We start from the raw sequence: 26,353 nt of genomic DNA on the forward strand, positions 1-26,353 counted from the left end.
TTAAATTTTTAATATGGTAAATCTACTCGACAACCAATTAGAGTGTGATTAAGAAAATCAACATAGTAAACTGTATATGGAGCATAGCATTCTACATAATCAGAATGAAATAATTGATAACCTAATGAATAATTAAAACCTACTTTATCATAAAATGAATTAATCGGTCTTCCAGGTTCTTTATAATATATTGTATCAAATTGAAAACTAAATTTTTCTCGTTGATTTAAAAATTCATTATCTATTATTTCATTAAATGGAATTAATATTTTTTGAGCTATAGGATCTAATTCATGCAAATTCTGTTCTAGAAATAATAAAAAATCTGATATAAGAGTTTGATCAAATTCTTTATTTCTAAATTCTTTTAATTGTATTTCTATACGAAATTTAAATACGAAATTTTTGCTTTTTAAACTGATTAAATCTCTACTTATCCACGAATCATCACTATTGTGATAGAAAAAATTGTATTCAATATCTTTAAACTTAATTATCATAACATTTTATATTATTTTCCTTCTAAAACTTTTACGCCCTGAGAAATATGGAAACAATTTGGGCATCTTTGCATAACTTTATCTCCTTTACTACGAATAAACATATCAAATTCAGATAAAGATTGTTCACTTGCCTTGTTGCCTAATTTATATAAAGCAGCACTTAATGCTCTAACCTCTCCATGATAACCAGCTCGTCCAGCTCTTGATAATTTATCTAGATTATCAATATCTAATAGTTTGTTTGCAAATTCAGGATTTATTATCTTTCCATCTTTATCAGTAACGCTATTTCGGATAAAATCCATATATTTTATTCTGTCTCGCAATATTGGATGACATCCGGTTGAAAGAAATATTTGTTCTTCTGCAATATCTCCCTTTTTAAAATTATAACCTAAAAAAACTTCTCCATCAAAAGATGGATGTGTCACGCCTACAACTACCTGCTCCTGTGAAGAAGGAGGTTCAGCTTGTATTACTTTTTGCGCTAGATTTCCAAGATATCCAGATGGATGTTTGTCCGAAACATTTTGGCAAGATTCAAATTGACCTTCGTCTGTAATATATTTTCTTCCTTTGAATACAATATTATATTTCTTCCACAAATCTAATAAACTTAAATCAAAGTTTTTGATTGTTTGTGAATCCGCATATATAAAATCTTCTATAAATATCTTTTGAATACTTGGATCATATGTTAAGAGTTTGTTGACAATTGAAAGAGAAATACCATTTGCACATAACTCTTTTACTCCTTTCGAATTATTAGTATTAGTAGCAAGTATTGTCAATTTTTTACACATTTCAGATTCGAATGTGTTGATATCAGGACAGTAATCACATTTAGTTTTCTGCTCTGAATCATTACTTTTATTTTGACTTTGATACAAATGAGCTGTATTGCCAGACATTTTTATAATGTTATAAACAATTTTATTGTTTATTTGTGTAGCAATAATTACATTACTATCATCAATTTTTGCAAAAGCTATTTTACCCTCTTGTGCGACTCCATTTGCTGTTGTTTTAATACTTACTGTAGCCCCATTATTTAAATCTTCTATTAAATTTGCTGTTTTGCTAGTTAATTGATTAGCTATTTCTACAGTAATACCTTCGGCCCTTGCTGAGTTAACTACAAATTCTGTAACATTTCCAACTTTATTGGCACTGCTGACCAATTCGACTCCATCAACTGATATGTTAAGTAACATTGCAGCAGCAGCTCCGTAAACAGCTTTTTTGCTTACAAAGTTTTTAAAAGGACTAATGAAATTATCAAACTTATTAAAAACTTTAATAGAATTTAGAAGCTTCGTATTCACTACTCCACCAGAAACAGCAGTTTTTATTTCGTTAAAACCATTCAATAAAGAGCCTGATTTAAAATTGCTTGCCGCATTAACAAGTCCTTCAAAATTTTTGAAATTGTTTAAGAAATTAACTGTAGACAATGCGCGATAAGAATTAACAGCCAGATTTCCAACTCCGCCAGCACCATCTAATATGCTATAAGATATATATACATCATCCCAAACTTTACAAAGAGTACTATTAGAGTCCAATCTTCCTTCTTTTATTTCTGATTGCATATAATTATCCATCAAACCTACAGCAATACCTCCAGTTGAAATACTTGCAGCAACAGCTACAAGCGAACCGCCACCAGAAAAAGGTGCAGCTAATGTACCGGATAATATCATTACCGAATTACCAGCTTTTCTAAGATTTTCAGATGAAAAATCTTCTTTTAAAATTCCCTGAAAAGCAAGAGCAACTATTGATGGAACTACGTATTCTTTGCCTACTTCGAGTCCAAATTTATTTGTTGTTCCTGCTATAATTGTAATTGGCTCAAAAGGCTGATAATCTTCTTTATATTCAATTATTGCATCTCTTTTTGGACTAGGAGATCCAGTAGCACTGACATAAGTTCTTAAATCAATTAAATCATACTTGTTATAAAAGTAGATTCTTCCATTGACAACATCTAAAGTAGTACTTATAATTCTTGACTCTGTCTCCTTTCCGCTATTTATTACTACAGTATAGTCACCTGCACCTAAAATAAATGGTTGTGTTCCCGGATAATATTCTGTAACAGGAATACCAATTTGTTTTTTGGTAGGCTCTATTTTTAAGGACTCATAATTGTTTATAGCCCATTTTCCTAAAGTTAAAAATATTTCTGATACCTGGTTGTAATTTACATCATTACCAAAGCCTTTAATAGTTTTTCCTTGATCGAACAATTTAGTTATCCACTTATAATTTTGATTTTTAATTTCCTCAACTAATGATTTTTGTTGATTTTCGGGAGTAGTTAAAAAAACATCTTTAATAAAAAAGTGATCTTCAGTTGATGCTATACCATAGCTAATTTCCCATTGGGAATCATCAGTAACTTCATAGTATTTTTCTAAAATTTTGCTCCTAATTTTAAAAGGAAGTTTTTCAAGTAAACAAGTTGATAAGACGTTTTTGAATATTGTTTCTAGTTCAGAAAATGTTTTCAATTTATCATCAATAGCTTTTTCTATAATATCAATATTTGCTGTTACTTCAGCATTGCTCAAACTAGAACAGTTATTTATATTTTCATCGCTGTAATTAGCGCAACTCAAATATGCTGAATATACCAAGCTATTTTCTTTTTGTGATACTTTATTTATCTTGTTTATGTATGCCTCAAGTGCAGCTTGGGCTTTAATCTTATCCGTACTTAGAAAATCTTTTTCTTTTGTTAATTCTTCATAAGTAGTATGTACATATTTTATTAAATTACAATCTGTAGAATAATCATATACAAGCCAAAGAACATCATCTTTTTCTAAAACCTTTTTAGGTTGTAAAGTGTATGGTTCTTTATTTTCATCGCCATTTATTGTATATGCTTTTTTATTGTTGTTCCACAAATATTTAACTCCTGAAGCATCCAAAAATCCTGATAAAATTCCTTTGTTAACCAGGTTTGCTCTGGTAGATACTATGTTACTTTCTCCAGCACTTATAAATTCGAAATTAGGTGTAATTCCATAACCACCCGCCAAAGCCCCAGAAGAACTCTTCTGGAAACCATAGAATTTCCAGCCACCGCTATGAATAATATCCCAATCATTATGAGATAATACAGTGCCGGTTCCATAATCCATTAAAAGATCTGTTTTTCCTTCATCAGTTTTGCTTGAAAAAGGATGTTTAAGTCCAAAAATGCCATGACCTAATTCATGTGCAGCTGTTTTTAAAGTATTGTCAAATACAAAGGCATATTGACCTCCAAGAGGCATAAACCCCTTATATCCTTTTTCGCCAGATTTTCCAGTATAAATGATATAATATGTCTCACTATTATAGATAAAATTAGGATTTGATTCTATTTGATTTTTTATGGCATTCTGACCATCTGTATATACATTTAGAATATCACTGTCACCACATTGTATTTCCTTTGGTAACGAACTAATAGTTACATCTTGAGTTGTAACATCAAACTTTATCCCAACCTTATTGTAAACTTGATTAAGGTAATCTTTTGCACTATTTTTATTTGGTATAGCTGCTCCATTTACGCTTAAAAGAGTTATACTAATAACAGGCTTTTGTGTTAGTTGCCAAACATTTACTTTACCAGCTACTTCAGATTTAGTTTCGATAGTTTTAGTGGCATCTTTAGGATCTTTTTCTTGATTACCTTTTACTGTGGCAATAATACTTCCTTTAGAAAAAGTTAATGCTTTATTGACGGTAATTTCTGCTTTGTTCTCAGTAATCCATTTTGAGTTGACTGTTGCTCCTGAATTTGTCTTAAAAACGATATCGTCTTTTGTTTTTCCGTTTTTAAAATTAGCTTCTGCAATAAATGTTTCAGGACCATTTAAATCTGATACAGCTTTATAATTTACGTTGTAAACTTTTCCATTTTGCATTGGAATAGTTTCGTAAGTTTCTATAAGTTTTGGTGAACCCTTATCTGGTTTTTGATCAAAAGCATATTTACTATTTGATCCATCTTTAAACTCAATAGTTACGTCAGGAGAAGATATTTGAAGAACTTCACCACTATCAGAAACTCCGTTAGTATTTGTTGCTAATGATTTACCTCCTGTCGCAGGAGACGATATAGTAGGTTCGCCTTTGCCATTTGCCGGAATACTAATTGTTTTACCTGTACTGTCTGTATACACTTGATCATAAGAAGATTTTGGAAGATTTGTAATCTGTCCATTTGGTCCTGTAAGTGTAATACTTCCGTCTGTATTTAGTACTGCTGATTTTACTTCATAATTTACTTTACCTTCTGTAGGTTTTCCATCCTTACCAAACACATTGGTAATAATTTTATCACCATCGACCATACCATTCCAGTTAGGATCATAACTGGCAACAATTTCTCCTGAGATTAATTTAAAATCAGTATTAAGACCAATGTTATTAAAAGTGATTCGGATTCTGGTATATTGACCAATGTTGCTTTTTGATTTTCCATTTTCGTCTTTTCCTGCAAAAGCGTCGGCTGCATCAATTAGTTTTCTGAATTTTTCTAAGAAAGGCAGGGTTACATACCCATCTCCTGAAAAATTACCATTGCTTCCGGTTGCATGTAATACCACAATAGGAAAATCTCCTGCTGAAACTACGTCATTAGGATAAAGATTTGGTAAAGGCGTTTTATTGGCCAAATCATTAGGGTCTGGTTTTATACCACAACCTGCAAAAGCAATCTCGTCTTTTGCAATGGTTGTAAATTCATTAATTGTACTATGAACATATTTACCCAGATCGCAAGATGCTCCTACTGTAAATTCGTAAGTTGTGTTTGGTTTTAAATTGCTAAGCGTGATATTTTCTCTAGGTGTTACCACTTTATACCATTCTGAGTTGGCATTTTTTTCGCGGTATTTTACCTGATAATCATAATTTTCTATATTACCGCTCCAGGTTATTTTTGCCTGATTTTCGCTAACTCCTGAAGTCGCAATGGCAAGGGGAGAGGTACAGTAAACTTCGTAAGTAAATGCAAAAATCTCAGTATAACCATTATTTTTAAACACTCCTATTTCTTCGGCACCCATAATGGCTTTTGCTTTGATGCGCCATGCATATTTTTTACCCGGAATAAGCTGAGGTTCGCTCATACTATATTGCAGGGTTGTCATTTTGGTTGTCGTGGTGTACAACGGCGGCGAATAGGCAAAGGCATTTTGAACCGGTGTGTAATTATCCCAAATTTCTACCAATGAAAACTCATATTCTACATTACTGACATTAATGCTTCTTGGTGTCCAGCTGAAAACAATATTCTGAATATTTTGCTGCATGATCGAAGCATTATTCAAAGGCAGGTTTAAAAATGGCGGATCATTTTGAAAAATAATAGTAGTTGAACCTGTTTTTTTAGACAGTTTTTTTCCTGTAGCAAAATCATATACTTCTACATAAATGTTGTAAATACCTTCTGGTAAAGGTTGTGCATATTGATTCTGGTTTAATCCTAACAAGTTTTGATACTCGAAATAAGGAGCCAAATCGACATTGGTCAACTGAAGCGGAAATCCTCCTTCTAGATACAATGGTTTTGCACCTACCACAAAATCATTGGTGCTAAACGAAATTCCGTTGCCCTGAAAATAAATCTTAAGTCGCACCTGACGGTTTGAAATCGTTAAATCGTTTAGGACTAACTGAATTTTTATGGGACTATTGATCGTAGTTGCATCTGCATATTTAGTTAAATAAATAGGAGAGGGCTGTGTAATTTGCGTTGTAATAGAGATAGGAAAGGTTTGCGCATGGCTTGCTAATCCTATCAGGGAAAAGAACAACAACAGATATAAGTGTAATTTTTTTAGCATTTTGGGTAATTGAGGTTTATCCATTTTCTGTCAGGTTAGTATCTTACTACTTTTATTTTTGAATATGTGTTAAATCTATTTCATCAATTGAAGCATTTTTAACGGCTAATTCATGATAAAACGGAATCATTTTTAATTCGATCGCATCGGTTATTTCAGTTGCTGATTTTTTGTCTTTTATTAATTTAAAAGCTTCCTGAATTTCCTGTTTACTAAAATCAGCAACGTTTTGATTTTGTTGAACTTCAGTTGCAGGTATTTTTGCCACTGTCGAAATTTCTCTCAACATCCATCGGTGGTGCATTAGCTGATCGCGATTTTTATCGCTTCTTTCGACCAATTTCAAATACGATTTATAAGCTGTTTTATCTGTAATATCGGCTTCGTTTACGCCATGTAATTTGTGGTTGTTAACGCTTCCCATTGCCATTACATAAGCACTTTCAAGACTTTCATCTTTCATCTTTATTTCTTTTTCCAGCTTTTGAGCAGCTTCTACGACATATTCGTTGTAACTCTTGACATTTTCAGCTTCTTTATCGTAAGCTTCGAGATAATCTAAAACCTTTTCTTTAAAGTCTTTATCATCAGGTGACAGCGTAGCCAATGTTAATAGATGTTCTAAATTGGTGATTTCTTCTGCGGGTAGAGGATTTAATGCCAATTGCATCTCTTTTAATTTTGATGTAATTTCATCTCGGGTGCCTTCAAATGTTTTTCCGTTAAGGTTTATTTTTAAAACAGGATTTGCGGGATTTAATTTCATGTCTTCCTCTGTTCTCGGCTCTCTTTTTGGACGCATTTTTATTTTATCAAACGAATAGGCGTACGATAAAGTAGCAGTTAAATCATTGTTTTTTCGCCCTGCAGAATTACTAAACAAGGAGATCATACTCATATTAAAATTGTGTTTTTCGATATAAATATAAGATCCGTTTAGTCTGAAATTGAAAATATCATTTAGCTTGTCCCCATTATTGTAACTTGTGTTGTAACTGGTAGAAGCAGAGGTTGTAAGTTTTTTGTCAAAAAGTAATTTTGAAACTCCTATCGTGGGTCCAATAATCAGGCTTTTGCCCGAATCGGTTTTTCCGTAGGTATTGTTTAAGGAACCGTTGAAGCTTAAATCTTTTTCAGGATAACCAAGAGAATAGGTAAGTGCTGAGTTGTAATAGGTAGATGCTCCGTTTTCAACTGTTCTCCCTTGGTGTTGGTTTTTGGCATCCTGCATCGAAAAATTAGCGCTTATGGCTTTCTTTAATTTTTTGTCATTCTTTAGTAAATAATTTACAGTTAAGCCTACATTTTGATTGACTTGTCTGAAATTTAAAGTATCCAGATAATCATAATTAGAAATCTGATTGATATAATCAAACTGATTACGGCTGTTGGTATACGATTGAAAATTAGAGTAATTTAAATTTAAATTTAATTTCTGATTGGGTCTGAAATCGGCATTAATAGACGTTACCAATCGCTTCATCTGACTTTCTTTTTGTTTTTCTAAATTGTCTTTTTGAAGTCCGAGGTTTACAGCAAGCGAAACTTTATCCTTGTATAAGTTTTGAGTAGCGTTTACGGTAATGTTTTCTAAGTCATTATTAAAATAATAACCTCCAAAAGTTCTGTAATTAGGATCTATTCTTTCATATCCAACACCTAAAGTTCCTTTTCCGGCAGGATAAACTAATTGGCCCTTAAAAGCATCATAACTTGTTGTTGTGCTATTTCTTCCTAATAGAAAAGAAGAAACACCTTGTGCTTTTCCGCCATCGGTAACTCTTAAATCTTCGGTAATACTGCTATTGGCATATTCTGTAGAAACCTGCAATTTCTGAAAAAGTTTAAATGTAGTTTCAAAACTAATGGCAGCATTTTCCTTTGGTGTTACATCCAATTCAAACGGAACAGGATTATTTAAGGAATTGATCTGATCTCTGGCTTTGAAAAAAGTAAGACCTAAATTTATTTTTTCTAATGCGTAAGCCGTTTTAAAACCATAGCCAAATCTTTTATATGCTGGCAGAATATCCGGATAAGCAGCATCGTATTCGCTGCTTTTTAATAATCGTCCGTACATCGCACTAATTTTAAATTTTCCCTGAGGCGTTAAATCAACTCCAAAACCCGTAAACTGATGACCGCTTAAAGTATAAGGTGAGAAAGACATACTAACGTCTCCAATATGGGCTGTTATCCATTTATACGACGGATGTATGCTCAAACGATTCATTAAAACCGGTTTGTTATACCCGAATTTCTGATTTGTATAAGAAAACGATAATGGAACATTATACAAATTTGCAATGTTGAAATTGATATTTCCGTTTAAAAAATAGCTAAAAGGTTCTCTTGTAGCATTACCAGAATAGAATACCGTATTGGCAGATGCACCACCGCTAACATTTATTAGTTTGGCTTTACCTACTTCCTGCACATTAAAGTTTTGCGAAAAACCAAATGCACTTATAAAAAGTAGTATTGTAATTAAAATTATTTTTTTTAAAATCATTCTTTAGATGCTATGGAGATCAAAGTTTTTTGACCTCCATTATTATTTGAAATTGATAATTTTTACTTGCTTGCTATAAGTTTACTGAATGATAATTTTTCTCAATTTACTTCCTTGTTGTGACTCAAACAGCACGAAATAAACCCCTGAAGGAAGTCCGCTAAAACTAAAGTTGAACAGGTAATTATCTTTGCCATCCTGAGTTTTTGAATCGATAAGCATATTGTTATTCAAACTATAAACCTTAACATGTGCAGGTATAACCTTATCAAGGATTACATCTACAGTAAAAGTTCCTTTTGATGGATTTGGATAAATTTTCAAATCAAATTTTTTCGAAACCTCATCCGGATTGTTTTCTTCAAAATCGCCTTCTGTAACTAAAATTGTTTTGGTTTGATAGGCAATACAATCTCCCTTTTTTGTATTCATTGTAATATCATATTCACCGGTTTCACTAAAACTTATTTCAGCAAAATCTTTGTTTTTAGAAACGATAGTTGCGTTAGCAGGCAATATCCATTCGATGTCATCGGCAGCAGGATTACTAATGTCTACAATTATAAATTTCTCGTTTTTAAATACCTGACTGGAAACAGCAAATTCGGCACTAATAGCCGTACTTTGACTTGAGATTTTTATAGTATCTGTAGCTTCACACCCCAATTTATTAGTTACAACAACTGTATAATTTGCGGCTTGCGAAACGGTTATCATGGCTTTATTACTTTTGAATCCTTTATCAGATGTCCAGGAATAAGTTGCTTTATCATCGTCTATCGTTGCGTTTATAGTCAAAGTCTGATCGAAACACAAAGTCACATCTTCGCCAAGATTAATAATATCTTTTGGAGGATTTACTATCGTGTAGCTTCTTAAAATACTACAACCTCTTGCATCTGTAATTTCTATTGAATATTCTCCTGCTGATGCATTACTTAACTGGTTTGTTTTCTCTCCGGTATTCCATAAATATTTATAGGGTGCAGTACCATCAATTGGGGTAACCACAATTGTTGCATCAGAACCTGCATAACAAGTCGGTATTTTTATAACTTCTTTTGCATCAAGATGAGCAGGTGCATCAACGGTGATTATTTTTGTAATGTTACAACCATGATTATCTGTTACTAGTACAGAATAGTTACCTGGCTTGACATTTTGAATGGTTGCAGTTTGGCTTCCTGTATTCCAGATATAGGTGTAAGGAAGCGTTCCTCCTGATGGAGTTGCATTAATTGTCCAGTCATTAAAATCACCACAATTTACATAGTCTGCGGTTAATACATTATTAAGAATATTTGGCTCTGTAACCATGAGAATCTGACTTGTTGCCAAGTTTCCGTTTGAATCTTTAGCAATAACATAATAAGATCCTTTTCCAATATTGTTCAAAATCGCACTTGTGGCTAAAACTGCAGTGTTACCATTTTCAAACCATTGGTATGTATAAGTTTCTCCCGGGTTTAATAATCCACCAGTAGTAGTAGGTTTTAAACTTCCGTTTTTATCTCCATTACATAATACAACATTTTGAACGCTTATAGTAGTCTCTAATAAAGGTGGTTCAGTTACTTCTATTAATGAAGAAGTAAGATTACAGCCTTTAGCATCAGTAACAATTATATAGTATTTTCCCGCTGCTAAATTTATCGCTTTAGCAGTTGTTTGATTTAGGTTTGTACCATCGCTTTTGAACCAATTATAGCTGTAACTACCATTTGCACCTAATGCTGTAATTGCGATAGATCCGTTGCTTAATCCTTTTCCTGTTGCAGGAGCAGCTACAATAGTATTGATTTCTAAAGCAGTTGGTGATGTAATTTTTACAGTGGCATCAGCACTTTTACACTGTTGAGTATCTTGTACCTGAACTGCATATTCGCCATCAGCCAAATTGGCTATAACTGTTTTTGCACCATTAGCAAAATTGGTCCAGTCTTTAACCAGAGTCCCGTTTTGGAAATAACGATATCTAAAAGTTCCATTTCCTCCGGTTGCTGTAATTGATATAGTTCCGTTACTATCTCCTAAACATTTTACAGGCTCCTGAACGGTTGTAAAGGTTACAAGGTTGGGTTGGGTAATTATTATTGGCGCAGTCGTAACCTCAATTGATTTAGAATCTTTAACAACTGCATAGTAGTTGCCTATTTTTAAATTTGTTAGTTCTGCATTGTTTTCATTAAGTAATAAAACATTGTCGCGGTACCATGTTATTTTTTTGATACCAAAACCGCCATTTACGCTTGCTTTGATAATCGCATTATTCGATTCAAAACAAGTCATATCCTGAGTTTGGTTGATGGTAATAGTAAGCGGATTATCAGTAAAATCAAAATCAGCATATTTGATACAACCTGTATCGTCTTGTACCGATACATAGTAATGATCTTTGATAAGATTAATAAAATCTACCGTTTTAACAGATGTGTTCGAAATGGTTTGTAAAACGGTTTCGTTTCCTTGTGCATTTTTAGTATATATTTTGTATTCGTAATTTGTTTTTCCACCTTTGATTTCAAAATGTAAAGCACCATCATTTCCATTTTGTGCAGTTGGATTTACATAGGTAATTTTATCAATATCAAAACCAAAATCTGCCGGTTGTGTAACTATAATTTCATCTAAAATACCAACGCAATGATTGGCGTCAGCCGAATTATAATTGGCATCACGAACTTCGACTGCATAAATACCTTCTGTTAAGGTATTTAATGCTGTTGGTGTAAAGTTTTCATAAGTATTTGTTGTCTTGTTTTTCTTTTTCCATTGGTAATTGTAAACAGGAGCACTGTTAACGACAAAAGGAGTTCCTCCGGTAACAGAGATAACAATTGAACCGTCCTGACCATCAAAACAACTTACGTTTACTTTTGAATCCAGTTTTACAACGACTGGTGTTGGCTGTTTAAATACAACATCAATACTATTCGAATCAACTCCGCCCTCATCTGTAGCGGTTAGTGTATAATCTCCGTCAGCAATATTTTCAAATTTGGCTGTATTTGCAACAATTATAATTACCGCATTTGTAGCTTTATTTCTTAATTTATAAATATAATTTCTATCTGACTGATTTTGTCCAAAAGTTGCTCCGCCGGTCGCGATAGCATCCAATGAACCTAATAAACCATTACATCTTGCTTGTATGTGAGTTTCTGTTAATACTGGTTTTGTTGGTTGTTCTACTGTGTAAGTACCTGAAGTAGTACAAGTATTTGCATCAGTTACCAAAACGCTATAAATTCCGGCTGGTATATTACTTAAAGTTGGACTGTTTGTTCCAACAACAATATCTAAATTATTTTTCCATTGATATTTATATCCTGCAGTTCCACCGGCAACAGTAATAACAATTTTACCTGTAGATAAACCAAAACCAGTCGTTGGAGTAATGGTTTTATTGTTTATAAATACAGAATTTGCAGGTTCTGTAATTATAACGGTTTGCTCATCAGTTTGACAACCATTTGCATCAATTACCTTTACGGTATAAGTTCCCTGAGTCAATTCTGAAATAATTCCATTTTGAGTATCAATTTTTCCACTTGAAACAATCGTGTAAGGTTTTGCAATATCTGTAAATTTCGTTCCTCCGGAAATAGTTAGTTTTATAGTACCATTATTACCTTCAAAACAGGATACATTCGTTTTTGTATAACTAAAAGTTAATTTATCCGGTTGTAAAATTGTAAAAGTATTGGTGCCAAAAAGGATATTATTTTGAGCATCTTTAACTGAAATTACATAATTACCTGCAGGTAAATTAGATGCTTTTGATGTAGTTGATGTCGCTGAGATGTTTTCTACCGAAGTATATTTGAGTCCGGTAGTTGTGTTTAACCATTCAAAAATATATTCTTTAACACCACCTCTTACTACTGCTGTAAATTCTGCAGGAGAATCGCCAAAACACGCAATAGAAGTATTTGCGCTTTGTGTAATGCTAATTATTTCAAGTTTATCAGGCTGAGTAATTTCATAATCAACTTGTGGCAGGGTACAGCCATTGGCATCTGTTACGTTCAAATGGTAAATTCCAATACTTAGACCTGTTATTGCAGGACCTGAACCCACTACAGCAGGATTTGTATCTTTTGTCCATTGGTAGTTGTAATTAGCTTTACCCCCTGAAACAGTTACGGTTATACTACCGTTATTAGTTTCAAAACCGGTTAAGTTAATAGGTGTTGCACTTTCGATTTTTAATGGAGCAGCAGGTTGTGTAATGACCACATCTTGTGCAAGTGACTTTGTACAGCTATGACCTAGTGCATCTGTAACGATAACATTATAATTACCAACAGTAAGGTTAGGTAAAACATTTAAAACATTCGAATAATTTGCGCCATTTTTAGTCCATTGTTGTGTGTATGGTGCAGTTCCTCCGGTAATCAGGATTTCAATTGCTCCTGTTGCTTCACCATAACATAAAACATTAGTTTGTTTACTTAATGTTACTTTTAATTCGTCTGGCTGTTTCAGCTTAAAGTTCAGTTGTTCTGCTGTTGCAAAAGGACCATCTGGTTCAGGATTTGCAGTATCGGTTACAGAAACACTGTAATTGCCAAAAGCAAGACCTGAAATAGTTGCTGTATTTTTTCCAGTTAATACATTTCCATTGTATTTCCAGATGTATTTATAAGGTGCGATTCCTCCTTTAACTTCTGCTTTTAACTCTCCGTTAGAATCATTAAAACATTTAATAAAAGCTGATTCTGTTATTTTAACTTCCAGTAAATCAGATTCTGTTACCGTATAAATATTAGTTAGTTTACATCCTGCATTATTAGCTGTTTTTTTAAAATTCGTATCTGTTACTTCTAAAGTATAGCTTCCTGCTTTTAATCCTGAAATGTTTTTTGTGGTTTTTGTAGTAAAAGATACATCACTAGAAGTCCACTTGTATTCATAACCAGCAGTTCCGCCAGTTGGATCAGTCGGAAATTCGATCGACCCTGTACTTTGTCCGTTTATTAAAACAGGTTTGATTACAGGAGCTACAATTGTAATAGGACTTAGAGGCTCTGAAATGGTAAAAGAAACATCTTTTGTACAGTATTGATCCTTTATTGTTACAATATAAGTTCCCGCGATTAAATTTGTAACTGTAGAGCTATTGCTGGTATTTATAACAGTTACGGGTTTATTCCAGGTAAAACTATAAATACCATTTACCGGATTACCATCTTTAGCTTGTATGAATATTGTTCCGTCGCTGCCTCCGTAACAATTTACAGCTGTAAAGGTAGAAGTTGCAACAGTTATTGGCGGATTTACAGGATCGCTTAAGTTTTGGTTAACCGTAAAAGAATATTTTCCGTCACTAACAATTACTTTATAATCTCCGGCATTGCAGTTTGGTAATGTTTTAGCAGTACCAATTACAGTAGTATCTGTTCCTTTAAACCATTCATAAGTGTACGTTCCGGCTCCTTTTCCTCCACTTGGCATAGCTTCCAGAGTCGTTACATCGCCTATACAATTAATAGGAGTAACAACATTAATAGTAGCAAAAAGTGATTTTAAAACTATATTTTTTATTTCGATCGGACAACCGCTTGCATCTCCAACAAGTCTTTTGTCCGTTACGATTACGCTATAGTTACCATTTTCTAGGCCTGTTAAAGAAATTGGATTTGAAGGCGTAAAATCAATTCCGTCTTTTTTCCAGGAATAGGTATAATTGCCATAACCACCGCTTACATTTAAAGCAATTGTTCCATTATTAGTGGTTGGAGATGGATCTGCTTTAGAATTTAATGTGGCTACAAATTGATTTACCGGAGCTTGTATTGTTAAATTGGTATTATTAGTGGATGCGGTGCATCCAGATTTGCTCGTAAGCTCATAAGAGTAAATTCCGGGTTGTGCATTATTTATAGTTGAGGTAAGTGATGTATTATCGCCTACATCTGTACTGCCTATAGGGTTACCTTTGTATTTCCAGGCAATAGTAAAAGGACCTAAACCAGTATTTACAGTGACTGAAATACTACCTGTTCCTCCTTTACAAACCACATGATTTATTGTTGGAGTTACGGTTATTTTAGGATTTTGATCAAGAAAAACGACTTTTCCTACCAGAGTATTTCCTTTGGTATCCGTGGCCCTTACTTTATAATATCCTGTAGGTTGACCTGAAATGGCAGGATCTGCATTTGGCAACGATATTTGAGTCGTGTTACCTCCAAATTGATCGCAACTGTACCAAGTGTAAAGATAACTCCTTGTAATTGGTGTTGCACTATATGGAAAACCTCCTTCAGCATTTACTGTCAGATCTCCTGTTCCGCCAAAGCATTTAATATTTCCCGGATCAGGAATTGTTATAGTTATTTCTTTAGGTTCGTTGATGGTAAATTCAAAAGGCTCACTTTTACAGTGACCAGCGTCCTCTGCCACAATAGTGTAATCTCCTGCGCCGAGAGAGATCAAGTCGACAGGATAGAAAGTCTTTTTATCTTTGGTCCAGTTGTAGGTATAACTACCGGATCCTCCCTTAAACTCAATCGCGAACGTACCATCAGATTTACCATAACCTGTTGTGTTCGTATATCCTGCCGTGCCAGGAGAAACTGTAATTGCAGTAGGCGTTGCGATAGTAATAGTTCTGGCACCGTTAACTGCAGTTTGAGGATCGGCCTGAGAATAGCCCAACAAACTCATAAAAAACAATATTAATAAGTAGATTTTTTTCATAATAGTATGGCGGTTTTTTCGGGAGTTTATTGTTCTTCGCAATTAAATGAATCGACTATTTTAACGGTATGATCTCCGTCTGTTGTTATTGGAATTAAATTCGAATCAGGCAGTTTGATTTTTTTTGGTACAATTTCACCATCAATACTTTCAGTTTCATCATTCAAAATATAGAAGTAAGGAGCTGTTCCGCCTTGAACAGAAATTTGAATCCCTCCTTTATCAGTACTACACGCTGGTTGTACAGCTGTTGCAGTAAAGGTTAATGCTGTTTGTGGCTTAATCGTGAATTTACTAATAGTGGACAGAGTAGAAGGAGTATTGTTTTCAAACTGTGTCTGATATTTAAATTCATACTGCCCCGGAGGTATATTTTTCCATTTATAGCTCAGTTCAGATATTTTTTCTATGTTAGGATCATTTGAAGGTGCAGAAGTAAAAAAACCACTGCCTACAAGGGTGCGAGTGAAAAGATATTTTTCTCCATTTTCCAATGGTCTGCTAAAAGTAAAGGTTACACCGCCATTGCTATAACTGCAAGTAGTAAAGTTTTCGTCTGACGTATTATCTAATTTTGGAGAACAAGGTATAAGGGTATAAGTAACTATATTCGTAAACTGTTTTTGATAACCCGTTTGAAAATGAACTGTCGTTTGATCGGTGTAACCCGGTAAATCTTTTATTTTAAAAGAAATTAAACTTTGCTGCTGAAATTGTGCAGGAAAATCGTTCCATTTACCGTCGCCTAATTTATATTGCCATTCCCATCCATTTCTTAAGGTTATGAGGTCTTCATTACATTTTGGATTTGTATCTGGTTTTGTTATATGTATTGGCATTATTTGGGAATTAGCGAGGCATCCGCTAAAAAACCAGCCAGGAAAGGTGTCTTTATTGTACGGTGTAGTTCGTTTTATCTGTCCGCATATTGGTGACCCACCCAAAACTTCGGTAAAGGTTAATTCAGTTGGATTACCAGTCACATAAAAAAAGCAATATAGATCATCCTTATAATTTTCTTCAAAAAAACCAATATAGCATGAATTTGTTCCCGCTGTAATTTGATGGAATCCGCTATAATCATTACCAGGCCAGACAGAATTTGAAGTGATTTTAGATTTTATTAAAATGGCATACTCGTTCTGCCCGTGAGCGAACAGGCTTCCTAAAAAAAATATAAATAAGAGTAGTTTTTTCTTCATAATGTTATTTTTCAATGCAATCATTTTTATTAACAATGACTACTTTATGTTTACCATCAGTAGTTATAGGGATTAGATTTGAATTAGGCAGCTTAATTTTTTTGGATACTGTTTTGCCGTCTACAACTTCGGTTGCATAGTCTAAAATATAATAGTAAGGAGATGTTCCGCCTTGAGCAGAAATTAGAACTCCACCTGTGTCAGTATTGCGTACCGGTTGTACTTCTGTTGCTCTAAATGTTAATGGTGTTGGATCCGAAATCGTAAAAGTATCAGTAACAATAGAGGTAGATCCTAATTCCTCACCATCGTTAGAAACGCTTTGTGCCTGATATTTTATAACATAGGTACCCTCGGCTATGTCTCCCCACGTAAATGTATTATAGCTTATTTCAGTTTTTAAGGCAAATATATTTTTGATAAAACCGGTATCCGGAGCAACAGGATTAGCACGAAACAAATTAAAAAGGAATTTGCTATTATCCTTAAAATCAGACATAAATTCTAAAGTAGCACTTCCTGTGGCACTGCCAACACACCTTGGTTTGGTAGTGGTTGGAAGGCTGTTTTTTAATAGAGGAGAGCAGGTAGTAATTGCATACCCCATAATATCCGATTCGTAAATTTCAATTTTAGAAGTTTTCAAATTTTCGTAGTCAACCAAGAATTTAATGTATAGAGTACCTGTATAATCAACCAAATCTGGTACATCTTTAAAATTAAAATTTAATCCGTTTTCATTAAATTCTTTACCATAAGTAAAATATTTCCACTGTGTGTCGTTACCTTTTTGATATTGCCATGAATAGCCTGCTCCTGATAGTTGCACTTTTTTTGCTAAAGCAAAATTGTCACAATTACCAATCGACCCTGTTGGTGACGGGAGATCTAAAACCAGTAAATTTGTTCGGCCGTGACAGGCTCCCATGTATATGTTTTTTGGAGCAACTAAAGTAGCCTGATCATTTTGATGACATTCCGGTCCTCCTACCTGAGTAGGTTTTACAACATAGGAAGAACTAATAGTACAATTAAGAGGATATTTTGTCTGATCAAACTGCACTATATCGTAGAAAATTTTAACATCATCATCATTGTTGTTCCAATCATAGGATCTACCAAAAGAAGGGCCTCCTGTAGGGGTAATGTTAAATATGTATGTATTTGTTTTCAAATCAGGACCATATCTTGTTAGCTGAGTCTCAATTAATATTTTACCATTTTTACCATAGATGACAGTGGTCGCAAGAAAAGCAACTACAATCAAACAGTAGGTTATTTTTGATAAATTATTCATTTTTAATATTTAAAGCAGGTAATAGGCTTTTTATTTAATTATTTTTCTATACAATCAAAACTGTCTACGACTATTACCTTATAATCTCCGTCTGTTGTTATGCTGATGATCTCTGGATTTTTTGTAAATTTCTTTTTAGTACCGTTATCGAGAATATAATAATAGGGTTCCGTTCCTCCACTAGCGGAAACCTCAATGGCACCGAAATCAGTATTACATTGTGGCTGAATTGCTGTTGCCCTAAATGTTAATGGAGAACTATTTGCAATATTGAAAACAGGGCTCTCTACTGGACTGGAACCAAGCGTTGTATTGGGATCGGAAACATTTTGTGTCTGGTATTTAATAGTATAAGAACCAGCTGCAAGTTCATCCCATATAAATATTCTGTTAACAATATCTGTATCTCTAGCAAATCTGTGACTTCTGAACACGCCGCCTTCATATAGGGTAAGCAGCAATTTTTGACTTGATGGAATGTCCGAAAGGAATTTTAAAGCTACAGTGCCAGTTGCTTCATTGCTGCACTTCACCTGAGTGGTTGCCGGAGCACCATCGAGTTTAGGTGAACAAGGAATAAATCTGTACGTTAATATATCAGAATAATCGTTTGCACCACCACTTCCGGTTCTGGTATATCGCGCTCTTAATTGAAAGTTCTGATTCAATTGAAGGTTGGGGATTGACGTAAAAGTTATGGGTATATATTGTGCTGATCTTGATGAGTAAGGAAATAACTCTTTCCAGGTTGCACTGCTACTGTCATAATATTCTACGGCAAAAGTCATAAAACCACCTTCACCGACAGTTGCTACTGAAAAATTAAAAGTTTCGCATTGTTTCAGTTCTGAATTTGAAACATTATAATTATTTACTTCTACAAGTGTCTGTAAATAGAAAAATTCAAATTGCGTGTTATGAGTTACTGTAATCCCATCAAAATTATAAGCAAAATTAGATTGCCAATAGCTGGAATAGGGACCTGTCATAAATGGTGCGTGTTTCTGAAAGAATCCCGAAGATCCGTTATCAACCGCTCCACTAAGACGCAAAGGGGTACTGGAAACGACTACACCATCAAGTGGACTGACACTGGAATTTTTTAAAGTATAGGAAAAGGAGCCATTATTATTAACAGATGTTGAGCTTGCATTGGCATACGTTCCGTTAAACGGATAGGTATCACCGGTATTAAGATAGAAGTAAACATTGCGGCTGGAACTTGTCGATTTCTTTAAATCCCATTTTACTTTATACTTATAGGTGGTCTGTCCATTTAGTAGTTGCATGCTAAAAATAATCAAAAACAGACCTCCCGCTTTTAATGTTTTTGACAAGTTTTCATATGTAATAAATGATTCCATCAACTTAAAACTTTACAGTGAAAAAATCCATTTTAGAGGTTCTTCCATCTTTAAATGTTGCTCTGATACCATATTTGTACGTGGTATTAATTGTAATGGTCGGGTCCGGTAAAAATCGGGTCTTTCCGGTAACAATCTGGATTAATTGTAATGTATCTTTATCTGAAGCTTTATAAATTTCAAAACCGTCAACTTCGTTGTTGGCGTAGTCCCATGATAAATCGATAGTATTAGTAGTTTTATTAAGCTGGGCAAAAAATCCTTTAACAGCTGGCATTACCGAATATTTAGGAACAAATAAGGTCAATCCAGGCGAAGGGTTAGAAACTAAATTGCTTTCATCTTTAGCAAAAATGGCATATCTGTAGGTGTTTCCTTCGATAACCGTTTTATCCTGGAAATTCTCTTCTTTATTCTTTGTCTCCAAAATCAGTGTCCAGTCCTGCTGGTCATTTTCTTTTCTGTACAGTTGATGTACTGCCACATCTTCACTCTGACTGTTTACCCATTCGAGAAAAATAGATCCTTCTTTAATTGTGAAATTGGTAAAAATAGGTGAAGTAGGAGGGATCACATCCGGTTTTTTAATAATTAAAACGTCTGAGAAATCAGACATGTTATAATGATTATCGACAGCAATCACTTTGTAATAGACCTTAGGATTCAAACTTTTAATGATTACTTTATCCTGGTAGGTATTTGGCTCACTTGGACTTACAGTCAACTGGCTGAATTCTTCTTCGGCAGTATTTCCTTTGTAAATACGGTACCCAAGTAAATCTTTTTCTTTGTTTGGGTCCCAGGTTAATTTTACAACACCCAAACTGTCGATAACACCTTTTAAGCCAAGAGGTTTAGAAGGCGGAATAGAATCTACAGGCTGTACCAGCATAGGGAACGAAGTCCTGTTACTTCCTTGTTTTCCAAGAGCTGTAATAGTAAAATAGTTGGTTGACAAGAGTTTATTGTATGTTATCGAACGATTTTTTGCCGGAATGTTTTTTAATACCTTTGTATACCCATCATCATCAGTATCAGAGCGATTCAATTCAAATCCTGTAATCTCATTATTTCCCTCTTCAGGAAAATCCCAGGTCAAAGTAACAGTGTTCTCATCTTTAAATTCCTTTACAGTAAGATGAGGAACATATTTGAGTATTGCAGTACCTTTTCCTGTGATAACTTCTGAGTAAGGACCTAATTCACCAAAAGGCGAAATTCCCTGAATTCTATAGCTATACGGTTTATTGTTGGCAATAGAATCAACGTAGAAAATTTGACTGTTACTGGTGTTTTCCTGATTTAAACTCGTATAAGGCTTATCAGTAATTCTTTCGAAATTTTTTTTATCTGTCGAACGCTCTACAAAATAATTGGCATACGTATGAGAAAGTATTTTAAAATTCCAGCTTAGCATTGTACTGCTGTCTGTAAAATGAGCCGTAAAATCCATTGGTTTTGGAAGTGGCTGATAATCTTCTAAGCCTACGAAAACTCCACCATAAGAAATAGCAATTTCTTTTTCAGGAACATTTGACAGGACACGATAAGCATATTTTTCGCCTTCTTTAACGGTTTTATCTTCGAATCCCAGACCTGCTTTTTTAGCAATTTCATAATCTCTGTCAGCTGTCAATAAAGCAAACGTAAATCTTTGTTCGTTCTCTTCCGAAAGATTAACGATATTCTCCAGTTTATCTGTTCCGGTAACCGAAAAATCTTCTCCATAAATGGCTTGTGCCACAATAGCGGCATTGTCATTCTTTTCAATTAATTTCTCCCACGTTTCTAATGGTTCCGGCTTTAATGCACTAACCAAAACTACTTTTTCAGGATTGGATAATGTCTTATTATTTCGGTTTACAGTATAACGTTCTACAGTATATCCGTAAGCATTCAGTTTTTTCCAGGCCATAGCATTGGTTACAGCCCAACGTAGTAAAATTCTATCTTTTTGCACTCTTGCTATAACCTGTATATCCGATTTTATTTCGGTTGGATTAACTTCTCCCGTGGTATTTTTCTCTTGTGCATAGTTCGTACCGGTAATAATGAAAGTAAGGAGAATTAAAAATTTAAGCTTCATGCTAATTTGTTTTATTGAATGTGAAAATTGAACTGGTACCCGCTTGTCCGCCAGGTAGCGTATAGTTTAGTCTAACATTGTAAGTGCCGTCTTTTATCATAGGAAATCTTCCGTTTATGATATAGCTGTACTTATCTTTCATAGGCTGATTCTGACCATTTAAATATTTATTGACTACTTTATACTGAATTTTTATAAAATCGTCCTTGTAATAAAATGGCTGGTTATAGCGATACGGCAACCTGTCTCTTAAATAGGAACTTTTTGGATTATTTATTAAATCAGACAGGTAAGAGGTGATTAATTCCACACCTTTAGTTGGCGGATTTCCTAATAGGCTTGTATTTCTATTTAAAGTTAAGTCTGCTTCTAATGGATATCCTTTATATATCAATGGATAAATATCATTGGTAAAATAGTTGTTGTCTAATATGGCTTCAACATTTACTAAAGGAATATTCATCGTTTTAGTATTACCAATGATTTCAACTTCTTCAAAAGGTTCAGTCGAGGCATTTTCAGCGTGTAAGGCATGAATATCTGCTTCAACAATTTCTATATAAGTCTTGCGTGCTTTTTTAGCAACCATTTTCTCCTGAAAAGTATTGTATTGACTTGTATTAAAATTATACTGTAGCAATTCGACACCCTGACCGCCGGTAAGAGTTTCACCCAATTTGTTGTTTTTAACTTCTACATCAGCATTTGCCCCAAGATCTTGTTTCTCAAAGTTCTCATTTAGGTTTGTATTGACATCTTTTGTAGTTTCAAGTGTCATTAAAGTCAAACTGTAAGGCTTTACGTTTTCTAAAACCGGTAGACCCAATACTACTCTTTTCAAAGTAGAGTTGTAGCTTATAGGACCGTTAGTGGTTTTAGTTCCTGTTTTATAGAATGCTTTCTGAGATTGTCCCGGTTTCAGATCAAATAAATAAGCTTGTCCTGTTTTTAGTACTACATAAGCTTCTTTACTTTCGTTTTGATATACATATTTTTGATCAAAAACAGGATAACAATACGCAATATTGCTCACCGGAATATTGTTTGGCGCTACACCGGTACTAAAATTTCTTGTTTCGGTCTCCATAGCGACCTGCCCCTGATCTAAAATTGTTTTCCACGCACCATTAGTATATTCCTGGAAACTTACTTTCACGGTTAGCGTTAGATCTGATTTCTCAGGTAATATTTCAGCGGAATTAAAACTCAATAAATCGTTCGTTTTGTTCCAGCTTAAAGTACCAATTACAGGAACTCCATCTTTTTTGATCGTATATTCTTCCAGTTTGAGTCTATAGGTTTTAACTCCATCGTCACCTTCAATGTTAAAGTTTTTGTCTACCGGCATATTAAATCCAACCTGAGGAATGGTAAAGACATCTACATCTTTTGTTCCTTGAGCAGGAGTGATATCAGCAATAGATTTTAAACCTTCTAACGGATTTGCAGATAAAAATTCACACTGTTCTCCAAATTCCAGTTTAAAGCGGAAACTACCTCTCACGGCACCTCCAAGTAAACTGAATTCCCCTGCCATATAACCGCGAATCCATACCGGATTAGGCAATTTGGCCTGTAATAAAACGGCTCCTCCACCTTTTATGATGGATATTTTCTTTCGTATAAAAAACAATTTTATATTGATTCCAAGTTCTCCCTGAAGATATGCATACGACTGACCATTAGCATACCAACCGTTTATACCAATTTGTCCCGAACCTTTACATTGCGCTTCTCCATAATCTTTAACCATAATATCAAACCCGAATCCGGCTTGAAAATTAGCGTAAAACATTAAAAAACTTAAGTTTCCGGTTTTGATACTAAAATCAGAACCAAATGCAAATCCTTTTCCTGAGGCTATACTGTTTTCGTCCCGCATATAATCCAATTTGGAGAGGTCTACTCTTAAAAGCTGAGCAACAATTGCTGGTGGGGGTGGACTGGCGGGGATATCATCTCCAAGCATAAAATAACCTCCAGCTTCGACTTCTACAGGTCCAATGGTCATTTTTAGCCCTAATCTATCTTGAGGAGTTCCCATAAGAACATACCACTTGTCTGGGGCAAAATGTAGTACTGCCCATCCGGCTCTATTTTTAGATGCTCTTCCCTTTATGATGCCACCGGCAACATCTACATAGAGATCAAATGTTCCGTGTAGAGTTTTAGTGGTAAAATCATATTCGATTGCAGCATATGCATTAAGTCCTGCTTGACCAGATACCCGGTCTGGATAGACTTCTTTTGATGCTTCAATTAAATTACTTTCTTTTAATTTGTCTAAAGTTTCCTTAGGATAAGTACCTTCTTTTAAACTTACTTCTCGAAGATTTTGTTTCAAGGAACTTAAAGGAGTTTTGAATCCGAATTCCTGCATGACATGACCTTCACCGTAAATACTGATTCTATTTATACCTCCATGATTGTTAAATGCAATTTCAAAACCTGCACCTCCCCAAAAAGCATTTGGACTTGCTGCATTGGCGAAATGAATCATAGCTTTTATTCCTAAGGAAGATGCCTCATCTGGAACATATTGAACTCCAGATGCTGTGAAGGTAGAGCTAAAACCTTCTTTTTTCATATTATAATACGCACCTCCACCAAAACCTTTAATGACAAATGCACTGCAAGGAATATTTAAACCATCAACCATGGCATCTACATACCAATACCTAAAAGTTGACATTTTGCCAAAAATAGCATTAGCTTCTACAATTATCCCACCTTTGAATTCTGCTTTTAAATTTCCTTTAAAGCCCTTACCATAAACAGGATCATTCTCCATTATGGTAATGCTTCCTTCAAATTTTGCTCCTCCAATATCTGCCGCAAGATCTATTCTTTGAAATTTTACATAATCAAACTTCCATTTTTTGATTCCACTTTTTTCGTTGAATCTTCCAACTAGATCAAATTTGGTTCTTCCGTTAAATTGACCTTCCATCAAATTAATAGATAAATCGACTCTTAATGCTGCCGAATTATCATCTGCAATTAATGCAATTTCATGTATAGTGATAGGGAAATTTGCAACTTTTGACGATTTAGGATCTTCATCAAAATTGTTTTTATAACCAAAATAATCCGCTTTAATAATTGGAGTTACAGTTTGTAGTTGTAAATTTTGAAATATGACTCCATCAAAAAATACAATTTTTTTTGTATCATCAGTCTCCGTTTTTGACGTTTCTTTAGGATCGTTCGTGACGTTTTTCATGTCATAAAGCGGACCTGAACTTGCACCATTTTCATACATGTAGGTGGTTACCGGAGCTCTGGGGTCTTTTTCTTTACTTTGTTCAACTTCACTAGGCTCTGAAAGACCTACGGCAATTGTAATATTTCCATTTAATAATGCTTTAGGTAAAAAATTTCCGTCTTTTACCTTTAACTCAACATAGGAACCTTTTTCTATATTTGCAGTTGCTTTAAAAATTTGAAAACAGAGCTTTTTATTTACATCAGCTCTTAATAGATATTCATGATCTATCGGGTTAATACTAGCATTGTAAGCCAGCGCAATATTAGCTCCAGCTGCGCATTTTTTTTCAGGATCAGAGATTGGCAGTACAATAGATCCGCCAAACCCACCAGAAACCAATGTGTTTGCTTTAAAACCTAAATTAATACTATTAACAGAGAAAGCCCATCCGCTAGCAGAACCCTCTTTAAGATCTAAGATATTAGTTCCTGTAAAAGTACCAGAAACTCCCATTCCGTCAATTAGTAAATCTTTGGCCGAAAAAGAGATTCTTTTACTACTTCCCGCTATTTGAAATTCTTCAGGTAAAGTTATATCTACAGTATTTGCATACAAACCTCTCCATAATTGTTCGTTGCCCGGAACCAAATAATCAGTTTGATAATTTGAAGGCCAATTTATTTTATCAGGATTTCGAATATCACTTAAATCTATTTTAGCATTCTTAATTTCGAAGATTAATCCGTTAAATGTGCTGATCTGAAATTTGGGCAAGGAAAGTTCTATAAGAATGTCATTCCAGTTAGAAGCGCTGGTTTGAAAAGAGCCTATTACAGATTTATCAGGGATTACATTATTATCTACATCTACGGGTTTTATGATTTTTTGCGAAAATTGGACATCTGCCGCTAATCCAAGTTCCTTAAATCCACTACAATCAATTTTTACGTAAGTTTTGTTTTCGATATTACCAGTGGCCATATCCATTCCACCTTTTAAAACCAATAAAGCTTGATTTCCTAATATTTTAATTGGAACATCACCTAATAAAACTAAATTGGTATCACCAATTAAGCCACCTTTATGCGAAAGTTTAATATTATTTGCACCAAAAAAGAGTTGTTCTTGCTTTCCTGCAGCATTTATTTGAGGCAAAATAATTCTAACAAAGGCCGTTAGTTCAGTATATTCAGGAGTAAACTTTGCATTACTGATACCCAACATGTATTGTATACCGTTAATAGTTTTTTTAACTCCAATAGGAAGGCTTGCAAGATTTTTAGGCTCTAAAAAGTCTATAATATTGTTATTAAGGTCAATTTCCTTAAAAAGCTCAATTGCTTTGTTTAGGTTTTTGTTTGTTGGATCTGCAACAGGAAAGTTTTTCTTAATATAAGCTTCCGTAAATTGATATTCTTCATTTTTAGAATAATGAGAGAAATTACTGGATTTCTTTTGAGAACTTAATGTTATAGGATTGTTTGTCTTAACATCACTAATGGTATCCGTATAAGTATTAGAAAAACTATTAAAACTGATAAGGAATAAAACTAAACTGAATATGAAAGAGAGAAACTTTATAGTATTTTTTTTCAATTTTTTAGTAGGTTTGGTTTGATATTAT

9 protein-coding genes are annotated in these 26,353 nt (G+C 34.1%); all 9 read right to left on the reverse strand.

Going from position 1 to position 26,353, the window contains the following annotated elements; translation table 11 throughout:
- Positions 1 to 8: 8 nt before the first annotated feature.
- Complete coding sequence (locus B0M43_RS12560; RefSeq protein WP_078008101.1) at positions 9 to 500, reverse strand: hypothetical protein; 492 nt, start codon at positions 498 to 500, stop codon at positions 9 to 11.
- An 11-nt stretch (positions 501 to 511) separates the two neighbouring features.
- Entirely contained in the window at positions 512 to 6,379 is a 5,868-nt protein-coding gene (locus B0M43_RS12565; protein ID WP_078008100.1) for a fibronectin type III domain-containing protein, read from the reverse strand.
- Between the two features lie 28 nt (positions 6,380 to 6,407).
- The gene (locus B0M43_RS12570; protein WP_078008099.1) at positions 6,408 to 8,867 is read right to left on the reverse strand and encodes a hypothetical protein; all 2,460 of its coding nucleotides are present in this window, start codon (positions 8,865 to 8,867) and stop codon (positions 6,408 to 6,410) included.
- A gap of 81 nt (positions 8,868 to 8,948) precedes the next feature.
- Entirely contained in the window at positions 8,949 to 15,572 is a 6,624-nt protein-coding gene (locus B0M43_RS12575) for a T9SS type A sorting domain-containing protein (RefSeq protein WP_078008098.1), read from the reverse strand.
- A 26-nt stretch (positions 15,573 to 15,598) separates the two neighbouring features.
- The gene (locus B0M43_RS12580) at positions 15,599 to 16,774 is read right to left on the reverse strand and encodes a hypothetical protein (protein WP_123921833.1); all 1,176 of its coding nucleotides are present in this window, start codon (positions 16,772 to 16,774) and stop codon (positions 15,599 to 15,601) included.
- Between the two features lie 4 nt (positions 16,775 to 16,778).
- The gene (locus B0M43_RS12585) at positions 16,779 to 18,071 is read right to left on the reverse strand and encodes a hypothetical protein (protein ID WP_078008096.1); all 1,293 of its coding nucleotides are present in this window, start codon (positions 18,069 to 18,071) and stop codon (positions 16,779 to 16,781) included.
- A 38-nt stretch (positions 18,072 to 18,109) separates the two neighbouring features.
- The gene (locus B0M43_RS12590; protein ID WP_078008095.1) at positions 18,110 to 19,435 is read right to left on the reverse strand and encodes a hypothetical protein; all 1,326 of its coding nucleotides are present in this window, start codon (positions 19,433 to 19,435) and stop codon (positions 18,110 to 18,112) included.
- Between the two features lie 4 nt (positions 19,436 to 19,439).
- Positions 19,440 to 21,521 carry a hypothetical protein gene (locus B0M43_RS12595; protein WP_078008094.1) on the reverse strand — a complete coding sequence of 694 codons (2,082 nt, stop codon included), beginning with the start codon at positions 21,519 to 21,521 and terminating at the stop codon, positions 19,440 to 19,442.
- 1 nt (position 21,522) lies between these two features.
- Positions 21,523 to 26,325: a hypothetical protein gene (locus B0M43_RS12600; RefSeq protein ID WP_078008093.1), complete on the reverse strand. Its 4,803-nt coding sequence runs from the start codon at positions 26,323 to 26,325 to the stop codon at positions 21,523 to 21,525.
- Between the last annotated feature and the right edge of the window lie 28 nt (positions 26,326 to 26,353).

It is taken from the genome of Flavobacterium sp. KBS0721, assembly GCF_002007065.3.
In the GTDB taxonomy this organism is placed as follows: Bacteria; Bacteroidota; Bacteroidia; order Flavobacteriales; family Flavobacteriaceae; genus Flavobacterium; species Flavobacterium piscis.

Coding starts and splice junctions, on each gene's coding strand:
- B0M43_RS12560 (WP_078008101.1), bottom strand. CDS start 500: ATGATAATTAAGTTTAAAGATATTGAATACAATTTTTTCTATCACAAT.
- B0M43_RS12565 (WP_078008100.1), bottom strand. CDS start 6,379: ATGGATAAACCTCAATTACCCAAAATGCTAAAAAAATTACACTTATAT.
- B0M43_RS12570 (WP_078008099.1), bottom strand. CDS start 8,867: ATGATTTTAAAAAAAATAATTTTAATTACAATACTACTTTTTATAAGT.
- B0M43_RS12575 (WP_078008098.1), bottom strand. CDS start 15,572: ATGAAAAAAATCTACTTATTAATATTGTTTTTTATGAGTTTGTTGGGC.
- B0M43_RS12580 (WP_123921833.1), bottom strand. CDS start 16,774: ATGAAGAAAAAACTACTCTTATTTATATTTTTTTTAGGAAGCCTGTTC.
- B0M43_RS12585 (WP_078008096.1), bottom strand. CDS start 18,071: ATGAATAATTTATCAAAAATAACCTACTGTTTGATTGTAGTTGCTTTT.
- B0M43_RS12590 (WP_078008095.1), bottom strand. CDS start 19,435: ATGGAATCATTTATTACATATGAAAACTTGTCAAAAACATTAAAAGCG.
- B0M43_RS12595 (WP_078008094.1), bottom strand. CDS start 21,521: ATGAAGCTTAAATTTTTAATTCTCCTTACTTTCATTATTACCGGTACG.